9 protein-coding genes and 1 pseudogene (1 of these 10 cut by a window edge) are annotated in these 15,261 nt (G+C 62.8%); 4 read left to right on the top strand and 6 right to left on the bottom strand.

Translation table 11 applies throughout. The features are described 5' to 3' along the window. On the bottom strand, positions 1-537 hold a 537-nt coding region (locus EOC06_RS42520), incomplete at its 3' end, for an MFS transporter (RefSeq protein WP_245469595.1). Positions 538-889: 352 nt separating this feature from the next. Between EOC06_RS42520 and EOC06_RS14530 the strand changes: the two genes are divergently transcribed. After that, the gene (locus EOC06_RS14530) at positions 890-3,034 is read left to right on the top strand and encodes a TonB-dependent siderophore receptor (protein ID WP_128308093.1); all 2,145 of its coding nucleotides are present in this window, start codon (positions 890-892) and stop codon (positions 3,032-3,034) included. Between the two features lie 84 nt (positions 3,035-3,118). Here the strand turns inward: EOC06_RS14530 and EOC06_RS14525 are convergent, their stop codons facing one another. Then, positions 3,119-7,909, bottom strand: a complete 4,791-nt coding sequence (locus tag EOC06_RS14525) for an NAD-glutamate dehydrogenase (RefSeq protein WP_128308092.1) — start codon at positions 7,907-7,909, stop codon at positions 3,119-3,121. 136 nt (positions 7,910-8,045) lie between these two features. On the opposite strand from EOC06_RS14525, the gene EOC06_RS14520 reads away from it, so the two are divergent. Next, positions 8,046-8,609, top strand: coding sequence for a peroxidase-related enzyme (locus tag EOC06_RS14520; RefSeq protein ID WP_128308091.1), 564 nt, complete (start codon positions 8,046-8,048; stop codon positions 8,607-8,609). A gap of 151 nt (positions 8,610-8,760) precedes the next feature. On the opposite strand, the gene EOC06_RS14515 is transcribed toward EOC06_RS14520, so the two are convergent. Further along, positions 8,761-9,372, bottom strand: a complete 612-nt coding sequence (locus EOC06_RS14515; RefSeq protein ID WP_128287912.1) for a LysE family translocator — start codon at positions 9,370-9,372, stop codon at positions 8,761-8,763. A gap of 395 nt (positions 9,373-9,767) precedes the next feature. On the opposite strand from EOC06_RS14515, the gene EOC06_RS14510 reads away from it, so the two are divergent. Continuing rightward, positions 9,768-10,394, top strand: a complete 627-nt coding sequence (locus EOC06_RS14510) for a DUF1062 domain-containing protein (protein ID WP_128308090.1) — start codon at positions 9,768-9,770, stop codon at positions 10,392-10,394. 60 nt (positions 10,395-10,454) lie between these two features. Here EOC06_RS14510 and typA read toward each other — a convergent pair whose 3' ends face one another. Continuing rightward, positions 10,455-12,284, bottom strand: coding sequence for a translational GTPase TypA (gene typA / locus EOC06_RS14505; RefSeq protein ID WP_023811726.1), 1,830 nt, complete (start codon positions 12,282-12,284; stop codon positions 10,455-10,457). Between the two features lie 197 nt (positions 12,285-12,481). On the opposite strand from typA, the gene EOC06_RS14500 reads away from it, so the two are divergent. Then, a complete protein-coding gene (locus EOC06_RS14500; RefSeq protein WP_245466367.1) occupies positions 12,482-12,763 on the top strand; it encodes a hypothetical protein in 282 nt (93 codons plus the stop codon). Positions 12,764-12,854: 91 nt separating this feature from the next. Here EOC06_RS14500 and EOC06_RS14495 read toward each other — a convergent pair whose 3' ends face one another. Continuing rightward, positions 12,855-14,429: an alkaline phosphatase gene (locus EOC06_RS14495; RefSeq protein ID WP_128308089.1), complete on the bottom strand. Its 1,575-nt coding sequence runs from the start codon at positions 14,427-14,429 to the stop codon at positions 12,855-12,857. A 264-nt stretch (positions 14,430-14,693) separates the two neighbouring features. Next, positions 14,694-15,261: pseudogene (locus tag EOC06_RS14490) on the bottom strand (MFS transporter) (it continues 730 nt past the right edge of the window).

Here is a 15,261-nt window from a genome sequence, read left to right as displayed (position 1 = left end):
CGTCTTGCCGGTCTCAGGCGAACCGGCCAGGCAGGCGACGACGAAGACCAGCACGATCATGCCGCCGAGATAACCAAGGCCCCAGGCCATGTTGGAAATCCGGCCGATCTCGCTCTTCGGCACCAGGCGCGGCATCATCGAATCGTTGAACACGGTCGAAAACTCCGCCGCCACCGACGCCAGCGAAAAGAACAGCACGACCAGGAAAAGGTTCGAACCGGGGGCCGCGAACCAAAGCATGCAAAGGCAGGTGACCTTGACCGCGGCAAAGAATGCGATCCAAGGCTTGCGCGGTCCGGTCTGGTCGGCGATCGAGCCGAGGATCGGCGACAGCACCGCAATGACAAGACCTGCCGCGGCAATGCCGTAGCCCCAGGCCGCCTGCCCGGTTTCCGGATCGCTCGCCATCCGCGACACGAAGTAAGGCCCGAAGATGAAGGTGGTGACGGCGGTGAAGAACGGCTGCGCCGCCCAGTCGAACAACATCCATCCCCAGATGCCGCGCCCGGACGCACGCTGCACTGTTTCTACCGTCATGATGATCCCCCGGCACCGGTTCCGTGTCGGGCGCCATGTCTGCATGTTTCATGCGCTCATGCAATGAACGAAGCTTGGTGCCGTCCCTTGCCCCTGCCGGGCGTTCGTTGTTCGAAAACCCAGCAATTGGCTTTCCTCCGCGGCGCGGGCCAAGCCCTTATTTTTTCTCGCGAGGGAAGTCGGGCCGAAGGTCCGGCACCGTCCTCCACCCCCTGCTTCGCAGCGATTGCCGCCGGCGCGAATTTCTTGATTATTAAGTTGACTCTTTTTATCCAGTTTGACTAATTGCGCTCGCGCAGGGCCGGAAAGTCGCCGGTCGAACGGCTCGATATGGTCTGACAGGGAATAAGAGATGACGATTGGTCGACAGGCATTGTCGCGCACTCAGGCAAGGCGATTGATTGCGGGCAGTGCCTTGATAGCGGCATCTTTTGGAGGGGTGGGGGCCGGCCGGGCCCAGGTGATTTCGCCGGACGATGCAACTCAACTGGAAACCATCGTCGTCACCGGCAAGTCGGACCGCCTTGTCGGGCCCGATCAAACGATCGTCGCCGAGGATACGGCGACCGCCACCAAGACCGATACGCCGATCGTCGACGTTCCCGCCTCGGTTTCAGTGGTAACCCAGAAGGAACTGGAGGCGCGCCATGTCGAAAGCCTGCAGCAGGCCGTGGCCTATACATCCAGCGTCCTCACCGACGAGTTCGGCAACGATGACCGATACGACTATATTCGCATCCGCGGTTTCGACCAGACATCGCTCGGTACCTATCGCGATGGTCTCACGGCGCGCATCCCCGCCTGGTTCACGGCCAGCCGTCTCGAACCTTACGGACTTCAGCGCGTGGAGGTCCTGAAGGGATCGACATCGACGCTTTTTGGTCTCAACGGTCCTGGCGGACTGGTCAATGCCATCACCAAGCGGCCGCTGGACCAGAAGCAGGGGGAGATTTACACGTCCTATGGCGACGGTACCAAGGAGGTTGGCGTTGATTTTGGCGGGCCAATCGACCCCGATGGCGTGTGGACCTATCGGCTCACCGGGCTGGCCAAGGATGGCGATCAAGGATGGGATTATTCCAACGACGATCGGCTTTACATCGCGCCCGCGTTGACCATCAAGCCCGAGGAAGGAACGTCGCTCACCATCCTGACTGACTATTACAAGCGAGATGGCACAGGCGCACGCGGCACCCCGGCTGGCGGCAATATCGACATCGGCACATTCCTGGGCGAGCCGGATTTCAACCGCTTCAACACGGAGCAGGTCGATATCGGCTACCAGTTCGAGCACGAGTTCAACGAGAACCTCACCTTCCGCTCCAATGCCCGCTACACGCATTTGAGCCTCGACTACGCCGAGGTCTACGGCGCGTCGCTTGACCCCACGGCGAACCGCACAGCATTTTCCGTCGATGGCCTGTCCAACCGCTATGCCTTCGACAATCAGTTGCAATACGATACGGGCTGGGACGGGATCGGCAGCAAGACGCTTGTCGGCGTCGACTACGCCAACGACAACACCCGTGAAAACATCCTCTTCGGCACCGCCGGTCCCATCGACATCGACAATCCGACCTATTGCGGTCTGTCCTGCATCAATCTCGGCCCCTACGTGAACTGGCGGGTCAAGCAACAGGCGGTCGGTGTCTATGCCCAGGAGCAATTGACGTTTGACGACCGCTGGATCGTCACCTTGGGCGGGCGCTGGGACCGCGTGCATACGACGGCGGACTATCCCGACTCGGGAACGCAGGACGACGACACGGCGTCCGCCTTCACCAAGCGCGCCGGCCTGACCTACAAATTCACTCCGAACCTCGCGGTCTACGCCAACTATTCGGAAAGCTTCCAGCCGCTCGTGGCGCCAAGCGCCAATGGATATGCGGTCTCGGGTTCGCTGAAGCCTCAAGAGGGCAGGCAGTATGAGGCAGGCATCAAGTACAAGCCCGACGGCTTCGACGGCCTGTTCACGGCCGCGGTCTTCGACCTTACCCAAACCAATGTTCCGACCTATGTCACGCCTGTTGTCCAGCAGCAGATTGGCAAGGTTGGCGTCCGCGGCATCGAACTCGAGGGCAAGGCCGCCATTGCGGAAAACCTGAACCTGACACTTGCCTATTCCTACTGGGATGCCGAGATCCTGGAAGACGGTATTGGAGGAAATGCCGGCAATCGGCCGCAGCGTGTCCCTCGCCACCTGGCTTCGGCCTGGGTTGATTATACGCTACCCGAGGAGGGACGGCGTGGCGACCTGACCATCGGCGGAGGCGTGCGCTATATCGGACAAACCTACGGGGATGACGCGAACACGACTTCGATTGGCGGCTACGCACTGGTGGATGCGGCGATCAGCTACAAGATGACCAAGGACGTGACGTTGGCCCTGAACGCAACGAACCTGTTCGACCGGAAGTATTTGACAACCAGCTATTACGGAACCGAATTTTACGGCGACCGGCTGAAGATCGTCGGCACGCTCAAACATTCCTGGTGAGCTTGTAGAACGCTGGTTTCGAAGCGGATGGCATTCGAAAAGAGCCACACGCATCCGGTGATGCGTGTGGTGATCATCGGCGGTTCACATCCCCGTCAGATCGCTCATCAGCCCCGACGCCACCGACAGCCGCGACACGGTGATGTCGCCGCCCTCGGTCAGCGCCTGCAGCCGCTCGCGGATGCGCGCCACCCGCTCGCCGCCGGCGTCCAGCCAGGCAACCACCGGATCGGCCGTCTTGGCGTGGCCGGTGAGTGCCGCCACCGCGATGCCGCGCCGTGCCGCGCCGATCGTGTCGGTGGCGCGCGACAGTGCCAGCTGATCATAGTAGTCCGAAGGCGTGATCGAGCGTGCGGCGTCCTCGACACGCGGGATGCGGAAGGCATCGCTGACGGCGAAGAACGCCTTGGCCGCGGCGACGATATCGGCGCCGGCGGTGCGCGCCGTCAGCGCGATGTCGGGGATAAGTTCCGCCACCTCGCTCAGCGCCAGTTGCCCGGCCAGCCCTTCCGGCGCGCCGCTCTTGAACAGCCCGTGCCGCTTCTCCTCGATGCGCTCGCGCGAGAAAGCCGGCAGTAGCGCAACGAGCTTCGGTTCCAGCGCCTTGCGTGCTTCCTGCAGCTCGGCGATGCGCTGGCCGAGGGGTGCCGTGCCGGCATCGTTCTTGAGATACCAGCCGCTGGTCACGTAGATCAGCCGGCTGACCATCTGATAGAGATCGAGCTGCACCTGGCCGTCGATCTGGTTGTCGAGCGCGTCGATCTCGCGATAGAGCACCGGCAAGGCAAAACCGTCGCGCACCAAGGCGAAGGTCCGCACCACGTCGGCGGCGGTGCGTCCCGTGGCTTCCTGCAGCCGGTTGACGAAGGACGGGCCGCCGCGATTGACCAGGTCGTTGGCGACGACGCGCGTGATGATCTCGCGGCGCAGCCTGTGGCCATGGATCTCTGTGGCGTATTTCTTCGCCATCCGGTCGGGAAAATAGCCCATCAGGTCGCAGTCGAAATGCGCGTCATCAGGCACGTCGCTGGCGACGATGTCGGAAAACAGCACGATCTTGGCATAGGCGAGCAGCACGCCAAGTTCGGCTCTCGTCAGCGGTTCGCCGCGCGCTTCGCGCTCGGCGAGCGCTGACGGCGACGGCAGCGTCTCCACCGCGCGGTCGAGCAGGCCACGCGCTTCCAGCGCCGTCATGAAGCGGCTCTGATGCGCGATGTCGGCGAGGCCGCGCTTGCGGGCGATCGAAAGCGCCAGCGTCTGCTGGTAGTTGTTCGACAGCACCAGCGAGCCGACCTCGTCGGTCATCTCGGCCAGCAGCTTGTTGCGTGCCGGGCGCGTCAACGACCCCTTGCGCATGGCGGATGCCAGCGCGATCTTGATGTTGACCTCGACGTCGGAACAGTTGACGCCGCCCGAATTGTCGATGGCGTCGGAATTGCAGCGGCCGCCATTTAGGCCGAACTCGATGCGCGCCCGCTGCGTGACGCCGAGATTGGCGCCCTCGCCGATCACTTTCGCCCGGACATCGAGCGCGGTGATGCGAATGGCATCGTTGGCGCGGTCGCCGACCTCGGCATTGGTTTCGGTCGATGCCCGCAGATAGGTGCCGATGCCGCCGAACCACAGGAGATCGACCGGTGCCTTGAGGATGGCGGTCATGATCTCGACCGGCGTGGCGGTGGTCTTGGCCAGGCCGATCGCCGCCGCCGCCGCCGCCGGCAAGGTGATCGATTTCTGGTTGCGCGAGACGATGATGCCGCCTTCCGACAGTTTCGTCTTGTCATAGTCCTGCCAGCTCGAACGCGGCAGCGCGAACATGCGCTCGCGCTCGGCCATCGAGGCTGCCATGTCGGGATCGGGGTCGATGAAGATGTCGCGATGGTCGAAGGCGGCGATCAGCCGGGTTTTCGGCGACAAAAGCATGCCGTTGCCGAACACGTCGCCCGACATGTCGCCAACCCCGACGACCGTGAAGGACGAGGTCTGGATATCGCGGTTGATCTCGCGGAAATGCCGCTTGACCGCTTCCCAGGCGCCCTTGGCGGTGATGCCCATCTTTTTGTGGTCATAGCCGGCCGAGCCGCCGCTGGCGAAGGCGTCGTCGAGCCAGAAGCCGTGCTTCTCCGAGATCGCGTTGGCGGTGTCGGAGAAGGTCGCCGTGCCCTTGTCGGCGGCAACGACGAAATACGGATCGTCCGGGTCGCGTCTGATGACGCCGGCCGGCGGGATGACACCGTCGAGACCGATATTGTCGGTGATCGACAGCAGGCTGGAGACGAAATTCTTGTAGGCTGAGGTGCCGGCCTCGAAGATCGCGTCGCGACCGGCGCTCATCGGCAGCTTCTTCGGATAGAAGCCGCCCTTGGCCCCCACCGGCACGATGACGGCATTCTTGACCTGCTGTGCCTTGACTAGGCCGAGCACCTCGGTGCGGTAGTCCTGGGCGCGGTCGGACCAGCGCAGGCCGCCGCGCGCCACCGGACCGAAGCGCAGATGCAGGCCTTCGACCTCGGAACCGTAGACGAAGATCTCTCGCCACGGCCGCGGCGCCGGCAAGCCCTCGACCGCGTGCGAATCGAGTTTGATCGCCAGCGACTGGCCTTTCTCCTTCGTATCGGCAACGAAATGATTGGTGCGCAGCGAGGCTTCGATCAGATTGAGATAGCGCCGGATGATGGTGTCGTCATCAATGTTCGGCACATCCTCCAGCGCGTCCTTGATCTTGGCCTTGAGGTGCTTTGCGGCCACCACGCCTTCGGTCTCGGCTGTCGGGCCAAGCCGGGCGATGAACAGCGCATGCAGGCCCCGCGCGATGTCGGGATAGCGATTGAGCGCGGCGGCGATGAAATCCTGGCTTTGCGGGATGCCCACCTGCTGCAGATAGCGGCCATAGGCGCGCAGGATGGTGATCTCGCCCGACCACAAGCCGGCGGTCTGGGCAAGGCCGTTATAGCCGTCATTGTCGACATCGCCTCGCCAGACAGAGAGGAAAGCGTCCTCGAACAGCGCGCCGCCATCGGTCAGGTCGATCGGCTTGCCGTAGCTGTTCTCCAACTCCATGTCATGGATGAAGACCAAACTTGACTGGTCGTCGCCGACCTCGAAGGTGCGTTCGCTGATGACGCGGAAGCCGATGTTTTCCAGCACCGGCACCCGCCGCGACAGCGCCACCGGGCTGCCATGGTGATAGATTTTCAGCGCCGCCTGATGCGGTTTCTGCTCGGCATGACGATAATAATCGATGGCGATCGGATTGCCGGCGCTGATCTTGGCAATGCGCCTGGCATCGGCCAGCGCCACCGCCGCGCTGAACGAATCGCGGTAGCTTTCCGGCAGCCGCGCGGCAATCGCCTTCAAAGCCTGGTCGCCGCCACTGGCCTCGGCCGCATCGGAAAGGGCGTCCTCCCAGGTACGCACGATGTCGCGGATCGCCGCCTCTATCGTCGCTTGCTCGACCTTCGGCGTCTTGCCGCCGGAGCGGCCGATGATGAAGTGCACGCGCGCCAGCCCGCCCTCGGGAAAGGCCGGGTAGTAGGCCGACAGCCGGCCTTCGAATACGGTCTTCAGATACGAGCCGATCTTCTCGCGCACGACGCTGTCGTAACGGTCGCGTGGCACGAAGACGAGGATCGAGACGAAACGGTCGAACTGGTCGGCGCGCACCAGCGCCCGCACGCGTGGCCGCTCGACCAGGCCCAGAATGGCAGCGGCGTGCTTCCTCAGGATCGGCACCGGCACCTGGAACAATTCGTCGCGCGGATAGCTTTCCAGCACGTTGATCAGCGCCTTGCCGGAGTGATCGTGCCGGTCGAAGCCGGACTTGGCGATGATGGTTTCGGCCTTGGACCTGAGATACGGGATCTTCATCACCGAGCGCGTGTAGGCGGTCGAGGTGAACAGACCGACGATGCGCAATTCGCCCGCGAGCGTGCCCTTGGCGGTGTAGGTCTTGACGCCGATATAGTCGAGATAGATGCGGCGGTGCACGGAAGACTTGGCATTGGCCTTGGTGACGATCAGCGGCTCCGGCCCATGCAGGAAGGCGCGGATCTCCGGCGTCGTCGTCACCGCTTTGGTGCCGCGCCTGAGCACCAGCACGTCGGGGTCGGACAGGATGCCGAGGCCGGGCTTTTCAGCGCGCTCCAGCGTACCGCTTTCTTCGCCGCCGGTGTATTTGAACTCGCGCATGCCAAGGAAGGTGAAATTGTCGTCGCGCAGCCACTCCAGGAAGGCGAGGGCCTCGGCAACGCTCTTCTTGTCGAGCGGCACGGCCGTATAGCGGAATTCCGAGATCGCCTGATCGAGGCGGGCCAGCATCGGCCTCCAGTCGTGAACGGCGGCATGAACCTGGCCAAGGATCTTGCGCAGCCGCTCGCTCAATCCGCTCGCCTGCTCTGATGTCAGCCGCGGGATGTGGACATGGATGACGCTAAGCCGGTCGTGGCTGCCATCGTCCTTGGCGAAATTGCCGTCGCCGAGGATTTCTTCCACGCCGCCCTTGCCGTGGCGCACCACGATAACCGGATGGGTGACCAGGGTCGGTTCGCCCGATGTCTCGGTGATCTCGCCGAGGATGGAATCGAACAGGAACGGCATGTTGTCGTTGACGACTGTGACAACCGTCATCGGGCGGCCGTCTCGCACAACGCCCGAATCGGCATCGACGGCGACGACGCACTCGCCTTTCCTGTGAGTGGCGACTGCCTGGCCGGCGAGATCGGCAGCCCGCTCCAGGTCGGCCACATCGTAGGGAGCTATGTCTTCAGCTGGCGCGCGGGCGAGCAGATAGTCTGCAAGCCTGGCCGGCCTTTCCTCCGCTTTAATCGCTGCCGTGGCTTTTTTCTTCGGCTTGCTCGCGGATTTCACGCTGGCCATGACGCACGTCCCTCCCGTCGAATGCTTTTACGATTATGGTAGCAGATGACCGCTGTTTGGCGACAAAGGTTTGACGGCTTGCCAAGAATTATCGGAATTTGGCGACAAGATGCCGCGCAACGAGGAGAAATGACCCATGACCGGCAAAATCAGCGCGCTTGATCTTGGCCAGGGAGAGCTGAGCGAGGCGACAAAAACCTATTTCGCCAAATGCGAGGAGAAGCTCGGCCTCGTCCCCAACGTGCTCAAGGCCTATGCCTTCGACGACAGGAAGCTGCGCGCCTTCACCGACATGTACAACGATTTGATGCTGGGTGAGTCCGGGCTGACCAAGCTGGAACGCGAGATGATCGCGGTCGCCGTCTCCTCGATCAACCACTGCTATTATTGCCTGACCGCGCATGGCGCGGCGGTGCGCCAGCTCTCCGGCGATCCGGCGCTCGGCGAAATGATCGTGATGAATTTCCGCGCCGCCGATCTTTCGCCCAGGCAGACCGCAATGCTCGAATTCGCCGTCAAGTTGACTGAAGAGCCGGCCAAGATCGTCGAGGCAGACCGGGCCGCGCTGCGTCAGGCCGGCTTCACCGATCGCGACATCTGGGACATCGCCTCGACCGCTGCCTTCTTCAACATGTCGAACCGCGTGGCCGCGGCAATCGACATGCGCCCGAACGACGAATACCACGCCATGGCACGGTGAATTTGCTTTCTTCTCCCCTTTTTACGGGGAGAAGATGCCGGCAGGCAGGCGAGGGGCGGCACCAACATCCGTGAATGGAGGGCCAACTTTGCGCTGCCCCTCACCCGACCCTTCGGGCCACCTTCTCCCCGTAAACGGGGCGAGGGGAAGATCAGCGAGCAGCGATCGCCGCCGCGGCGCCGGCCATGGTCGTCGCGCTGACGCGGTTGGCGATCTTCATGGCGCGTTTGCTCTTCAAAAGCTTGCGCGCCTGTGATGCGGCGAGCACCCAGGCGAGATCGATGGCGACCAGCACCACGGCCATGGTCGCCGTCAGCTCGACCCAGCCGACGATGCTGACCGAAGCGAGGTCGATGATAGTCGGCAGCAGCGCCAGGTAGAACATCATGATCTTGGGATTGCCAAGCGTCACCGCCATGCCGGCGAAGAACAGCTTTGCCGGAGAATCCTCGCGCGGCATCTCGCCCTCTTTTGCATCGACAGGCGCGGTCCACATTTTCCAGGCGAGGTAAGCGAGATAGGCGACGCCGACCCATTTCACCACGACGAAGGCGAAATGGAAGGTCTGCGCCACGACAGCCAGGCCGAACACCGCCAGCGACAGCCAGATGCCCTCGCCGATCCACATGGCGAGCAGGAACGGAAACACGTCGCGAAACCCTTTCGAGATGACGCGCGCGACAAGCGCCGCGATCGAGGGACCGGGCGAACCGGCGGCAACGAACAGAGCGGCGGCGAAAATCAGGAGCGAGGTGGCGTGCATAACCGGGGTCTCTGGTTGAAAACCTTTGATTTCGGATATTAGCGCAAGTGGCTCGGCTGCGGTAGCACCGACAAAAGACCCTTGTCGGTCCAGCATCTCGCGGCTAGAAAGGCCGCCGCGAAACAATTTTGAGCGTCACTTTGCCTACGTAACCGCCGGTCTCGTCAACTCCCCCGACACACTGCATGACACCGCATTCGCGGTGTCTGTTTTCATTTTCATGTGTTCTTCTGGGCGGCGGTTCGAGACCGGTTTGGCACTGCTGAACCGTTGTTGCGCGCTGCCGCCCGTGACATCCGATTTCCGATCATAGCAAGCGACCGCCACGCCGCGCCCGCATGGGCATCTCGACATCGCCGGCCTGATGAACTTCCCGACGGGAAGGGCTTATCGGCATGTCTGGACTTCAGCGTATCCATTGGACGATCGCACCCCAAACCCCACCTCGGCCGCTCATCAGCTGCAATCGTTGCGGCACTGTGAAGGCCTATTGCAGCAGCGGGAAATTCCGCGTCAACGCCAACGGCAAACGCATCGACGTGTGGCTGATCTATCGCTGCATCGACTGCGACAACTCCTGGAATTTCGGCATTTTCGAGCGCTGCAACCGCCGCGACATCGACCCGGCGCTGCTGGCGGCGCTCGAACGCAACGATCCTGCACTCGCTCACCGTCATGCCTTCGATGTAATCGCGTTGCGCAACCGGATCGGGCGCGTCGAGGAGTTCTCCGATGTCAGCATTCACAAGCGCAGGCTCGGCGACACCCGGGAAGCCGCGACCGTGTTGGAGATCCAGCTTGGGCTGGAAATGCCGACATCGCTGCGACTCGACCGGCTGCTCGCTGGCGAACTCGGCATCTCGCGATCACGGCTTCAGGCGCTGGAAAAGAGGCGGCTGCTCATCGTTGACCCGGATGGCGCAAAGGCCCTGCGCAAGCCTACCCGCGCGGGAATCGCGATCCGCATCGATCTGGCCGGCGAGGCCGATCGGCAGGCCATCATCTCGGCTGCCGGTGGATGAACGAAAAAGGGGCGGAACACTGGTTGCTCCGCCCCTCTCGATTGTTGGGAAATAGAGAGCTTACGCCGCGCCGACCACCTTGGACGACTTCTCGAACCGCTTGCGCTCGTTCGGATCGAGATAGAGCTTGCGCAGCCGAATGGTCTTCGGCGTCACTTCGACCAGTTCATCGTCCTGGATCCAGGCCAGGGCGCGTTCCAGCGTCATGCGGATCGGCGGCGTCAGCTTGACCGCCTCGTCCTTGCCGGCGGCACGGATGTTGGTCAGCTTCTTGCCCTTGAGCACGTTCACTTCAAGATCATTGTCGCGGCTATGGATGCCGATGATCATGCCCTGATACACCTTGACGCCCGGATCGATGACCATCGGGCCGCGATCTTCCAGGTTCCACATCGCGTAGGCGACCGATTCGCCCTGTTCGTTGGAAATCAGCACGCCATTGGTGCGGCCCGGCAGCTCACCCTTGTAGGGCTCATAGGCGTGGAAGAGCCGGTTCATCACGGCGGTGCCGCGCGTGTCGGTCAAAAGCTCCGACTGGTAGCCGATCAGGCCACGGGTCGGCGCGTGGAAGACGATGCGCTGGCGATTGCCGCCGGACGGGCGCAGTTCGACCATCTCGGCCTTGCGCTCGGACATCTTCTGCACGACGACGCCGGCATGCTCCTCATCGACGTCGATGACGACTTCTTCGACCGGCTCCAGCAATTCGCCGTTCTCGCCCTTCTGCATGACGACGCGCGGACGCGACACGGCGATTTCAAAGCCTTCGCGGCGCATCGTCTCGATCAGCACGGCCAGCTGCAATTCGCCGCGGCCGGAGACGAAGAACGAATCCTTGTCGGGCGATTCCTCGATCTTCAGCGCGACATTGCCTTCGGCTTCGCGCAGCAGGCGGTCGCGGATGACGCGGCTGGTCACCTTGTCGCCTTCGGTGCCGGCCAGCGGACTATCATTGACCAGGAACGACATCGTCACGGTGGGCGGATCGATCGGCTGCGCATGCAGCGGTTCGCTCACGCTCGGGTCGCAGAACGTGTCGGCGACGGTGCCCTTCGACAGGCCGGCAATGGCGACGATGTCGCCCGCCTGCGCTTCTTCGATCGGCTGGCGCTCGAGGCCGCGGAAGGCCAGGATCTTCGAAATACGGCCGGTTTCGATCTGGGTACCGTCATGATGCAGCACCTTGACCGGCTGGTTGGCCTTCAGCGTGCCGCTCTCGATACGGCCGGTGATGATGCGGCCGAGGAACGGATTGGCTTCCAGGATGGTGCCGATCATGCGGAACGGGCCGGGATGAACGGTCGGCTCCGGCACATGCTTGATGACGAGGTCGAACAGCGGTCCCAGCTGCTGGTCCTTGGGTCCTTCCGGATTTTCCGAAACCCAGCCATCGCGGCCTGAACCGTACAGAATCGGGAAGTCGAGCTGCTCGTCGGTGGCGTCGAGCGCCGCGAAAAGGTCGAACACCTCGTTGACCACCTCGACGTGACGGGCGTCCGGACGGTCGATTTTGTTGATGACGACGATCGGCTTCAGGCCGACCTTGAGCGCCTTGCCGACGACGAACTTGGTTTGCGGCATCGGCCCTTCGGCTGCGTCGACCAGCACGATGGCTGAGTCCACCATCGACAGGATGCGTTCGACCTCGCCACCGAAATCGGCGTGGCCGGGGGTGTCGACGATGTTGATGCGGGTATCCTTCCAGTCGACCGAAGTCGCCTTGGCCAGGATGGTGATGCCGCGTTCCTTTTCGAGGTCGTTGGAATCCATGGCGCGCTCGGCGACGCGCTGATTGTCTCGGAAGGAGCCGGACTGCTTCAAAAGCTGGTCGACCAGGGTGGTCTTTCCATGGTCGACGTGCGCGATGATCGCGATATTACGGATTTTCATGTTCTGGTCTCGGAAGCGTTGCAGGCAGCAGGCCAAAAGGCGCTGCCTCTTTCGGTTGCGCGGCTCATACAGGGTTTTTCGCAGTTGCGAAAGAGGAGGAGCGTCACCAAATACTCATCAAATCTTAAGCATCTGCGTGTGAGATGATTTTGTTAACCAAGGCGGGAACCCTTTGGGGCCCGGGCAGTTCAAACGTCATGACCGATAAACTCAACCGATTCTGGCCGCTCATCGCGTCTGTTGCCTTCGCCGTCCTGCTGGCGGCCAACGCCGCGCAGTCGGCCGCGACGATGAAGGAATCACGGCCTGCCTTGCCGTCAGAGGCACAGTCGGCCGAGCAGATTTTCGCCGACGCACCAGACGGCGTCGACCCGATGGTGACCGGCCCGGTCAGCGCCGCCTTCAAGCAGCGCCAGGACGCCGCCAACTGCGACAGCGCCGTCTGGCCGAATATCCCCATGGTCTGCTACCCGGACTAGTCAGCGCTTCACCCCCCGCCCCGTCTCGCCAGCTTCGCTTTGCGAAGCCGCCGCCGACCTTCCCCACTAGGGGGAGGGTTGAGAAGCGCGCTTACGCCGACCGCACCGGGTCGAGCGTCACCTTGTAGAGTTCGTTGTCGTCGCGATCCATCAGCCGCACCGTCATCTGCTCGCTGGCGCCTGAAATATCGACGAGCCCGAAGAATTGCAGCCCGGCCGAGGGCGGCAGGTTCTGTCCCTGTTCGGCGGTCGGCGCCTTGATGAACTTCAGCTCCGGACCGAACGTCATGTCGAAATCGTTGGGACCGAACGTGCCGGCATGGATCGGACCCGAGACGAATTCCCAGAACGGATTGAACTCCTGGAACTGCGCCTTGTCCGGGTTGTAATAATGCGCGGCCGTGTAATGCACATCTGCGGTGAGCCAGACGGTGTTGCTGATGCCGGCATTCTTTATGAAGCGCAGCAGGTCGGCGATCTCGAGCTCGCGTCCCTTGGCCGGGCCGTTGTCGCCGTTGGCGACCGCCTCGGCGCCGACCTTCTTGGCACCGTCGTCCCACACGATGAGGCCTAGCGGCATGTCGGCTGCAATGATTTTCCAGGTCGCCTTCGAATTTGCCAGCTCCCGCTTCAGCCATTTCGTCTGCTGTTCGCCGAGCATGCGCGATTGCGGCGTCATCTCATCCTGCATGTCGGGACCATTGGGGCCGCGATAGGAGCGCATGTCGAGGAAGAACACGTCGAGCAGCGGCCCATAAGCGATCTTGCGATAGACGCGGCCGGGCTCGGACGGTTCGTAGCGGATCGTCGTCATCTCGTGGAAAGCCCGCGCCGCGCGGGCCGCCAGCACGTGGATGGATTTTTCCGTGTAGCGGTTGTCGGCGCTGAGGTCCTTCGAATCCGACCAATTGTTCAGCACTTCGTGGTCGTCCCACTGGTAGAAGGTCGGGCAGATGGCGCTCAGGCCGAGCACGTTCCTGTCCATCATGTTGTATTTCCACTGGTCCCGGTACTCGTCCAGCGTTTCGGCGACCTTGCGCTTGCCGTCGATCAGCACGACGTTCTTCCACTTGCCGCCGCCGGGCAGGTCGACCTCGTCCTTCATGGCGCCGTCGGCATAGATGGTGTCGCCTGAATGCAGGAAGAAGTCGGGCGTGTGCTTGCCGATCGTGGCGTAGGTCTTCATGCCGGTCTCATCGATGCCCCAGCCCTGGCCGGCGGTGTCGCCGGACCAGGCAAAGCGGATGTCGCGCTTCGAGGCTGGCGCCGTCCTGAAACGGCCGGTGATCGGCTCCGAAACGGCGTTGATGTCGGCGAGATCGGCCGATGTCATGCGGTAGAAGATATCCTGGTCCGAAGCGAGGTCGGTGAGCAGCCGCTTGACCGTGTAATCGCTGGCCGGCGACGTATCGAGCGGCGCCAGGCGGGTCGCATTGGTGAAATTCTCCGTCGACGACATCTCGAACATGACGCGCGACGGTCGGTCGGTGCGCGTCCACACCACGCCGCTGGTGGCGTCGACATCTCCCGACTGGACGCCATGGGTGAAGGAAGGCCGCTGGTTGGCGCGCGAATAATAGGGTAGCGCCAGGCCGGAAACGCCGGCCAGGCCAACGGCACCGGCGGAAGTGACGAAAGCACGGCGGGTCATCGAAAGCTTGTTCACGGCTGTCTCCTGGATGGCTTGAACGGTGCCACCAAAATCCAGCGTCAATGTTTCAGGCGCATCTCGGGATGATGAAGGTTTGATAACAATGAACAGGGTAATCTCCCCCCTCGAGGGGGAGATGTCGCCGAAGGCGACAGAGGGGGTCGCCGCGCGTGGAGCGCTAACCTCCTTCTATCGCAAGAGGCCGAGCCCAGTCGGACCGACCCCCCTCTGGCCGCTTCGCGGCCATCTCCCCCTCTCGGGGGGAGATTAGCGTCGCGCCTAAGCCGCTTGCGGCTCCGGATCGAACGCCGGCTTGCTGGTGTTGATCAGCAGCGAGATACAGGCGGCGGCGATTGCCGTCATGCCGGCGATCAGGAACGCCAGTTCGTAATTGCCCTGCAATTCGCGCATGGTGCCGCCAAAGGCGGCGGCAGCGGCCGCACCGATCTGGTGCCCGGCGACGATCCAGCCGAACACGATCGGCCCACTGCGATCGCCGAACGCCTCGTTGGCGAGCCGCAGCGTCGGCGGCACGGTGGCGATCCAGTCGAGGCCGTAGAGCACGGCGAAGATGATCAAGCTGGTGGCCGAGAAGCCGGAATAGGGCAGATAGATCAGCGACAGGCCACGAATGCCGTAATAGACGCCGAGCAGCTTGCGCGGATCGTAGCGGTCGGTGAGCCAGCCCGACAACGTCGTGCCGATCAGGTCGAAGATGCCCATCATCGACAGCAGGCCGGCGGCCTGCACTTCGCCGATGCCCATGTCGCCGCAGAACGCGATAAGATGCGTGCCGACCAGCCCGTTGGTGGTGAAGCCGCAGACGAAGAAGGTGGCGAACAGATAC

The organism is Mesorhizobium sp. M7A.F.Ca.MR.362.00.0.0 (assembly GCF_004023175.1).
GTDB lineage: Bacteria > Pseudomonadota > Alphaproteobacteria > Rhizobiales > Rhizobiaceae > Mesorhizobium.
Note: the sequence above shows the minus strand (reverse complement) of the source record. Positions and strands in the feature narration are given on the sequence as shown.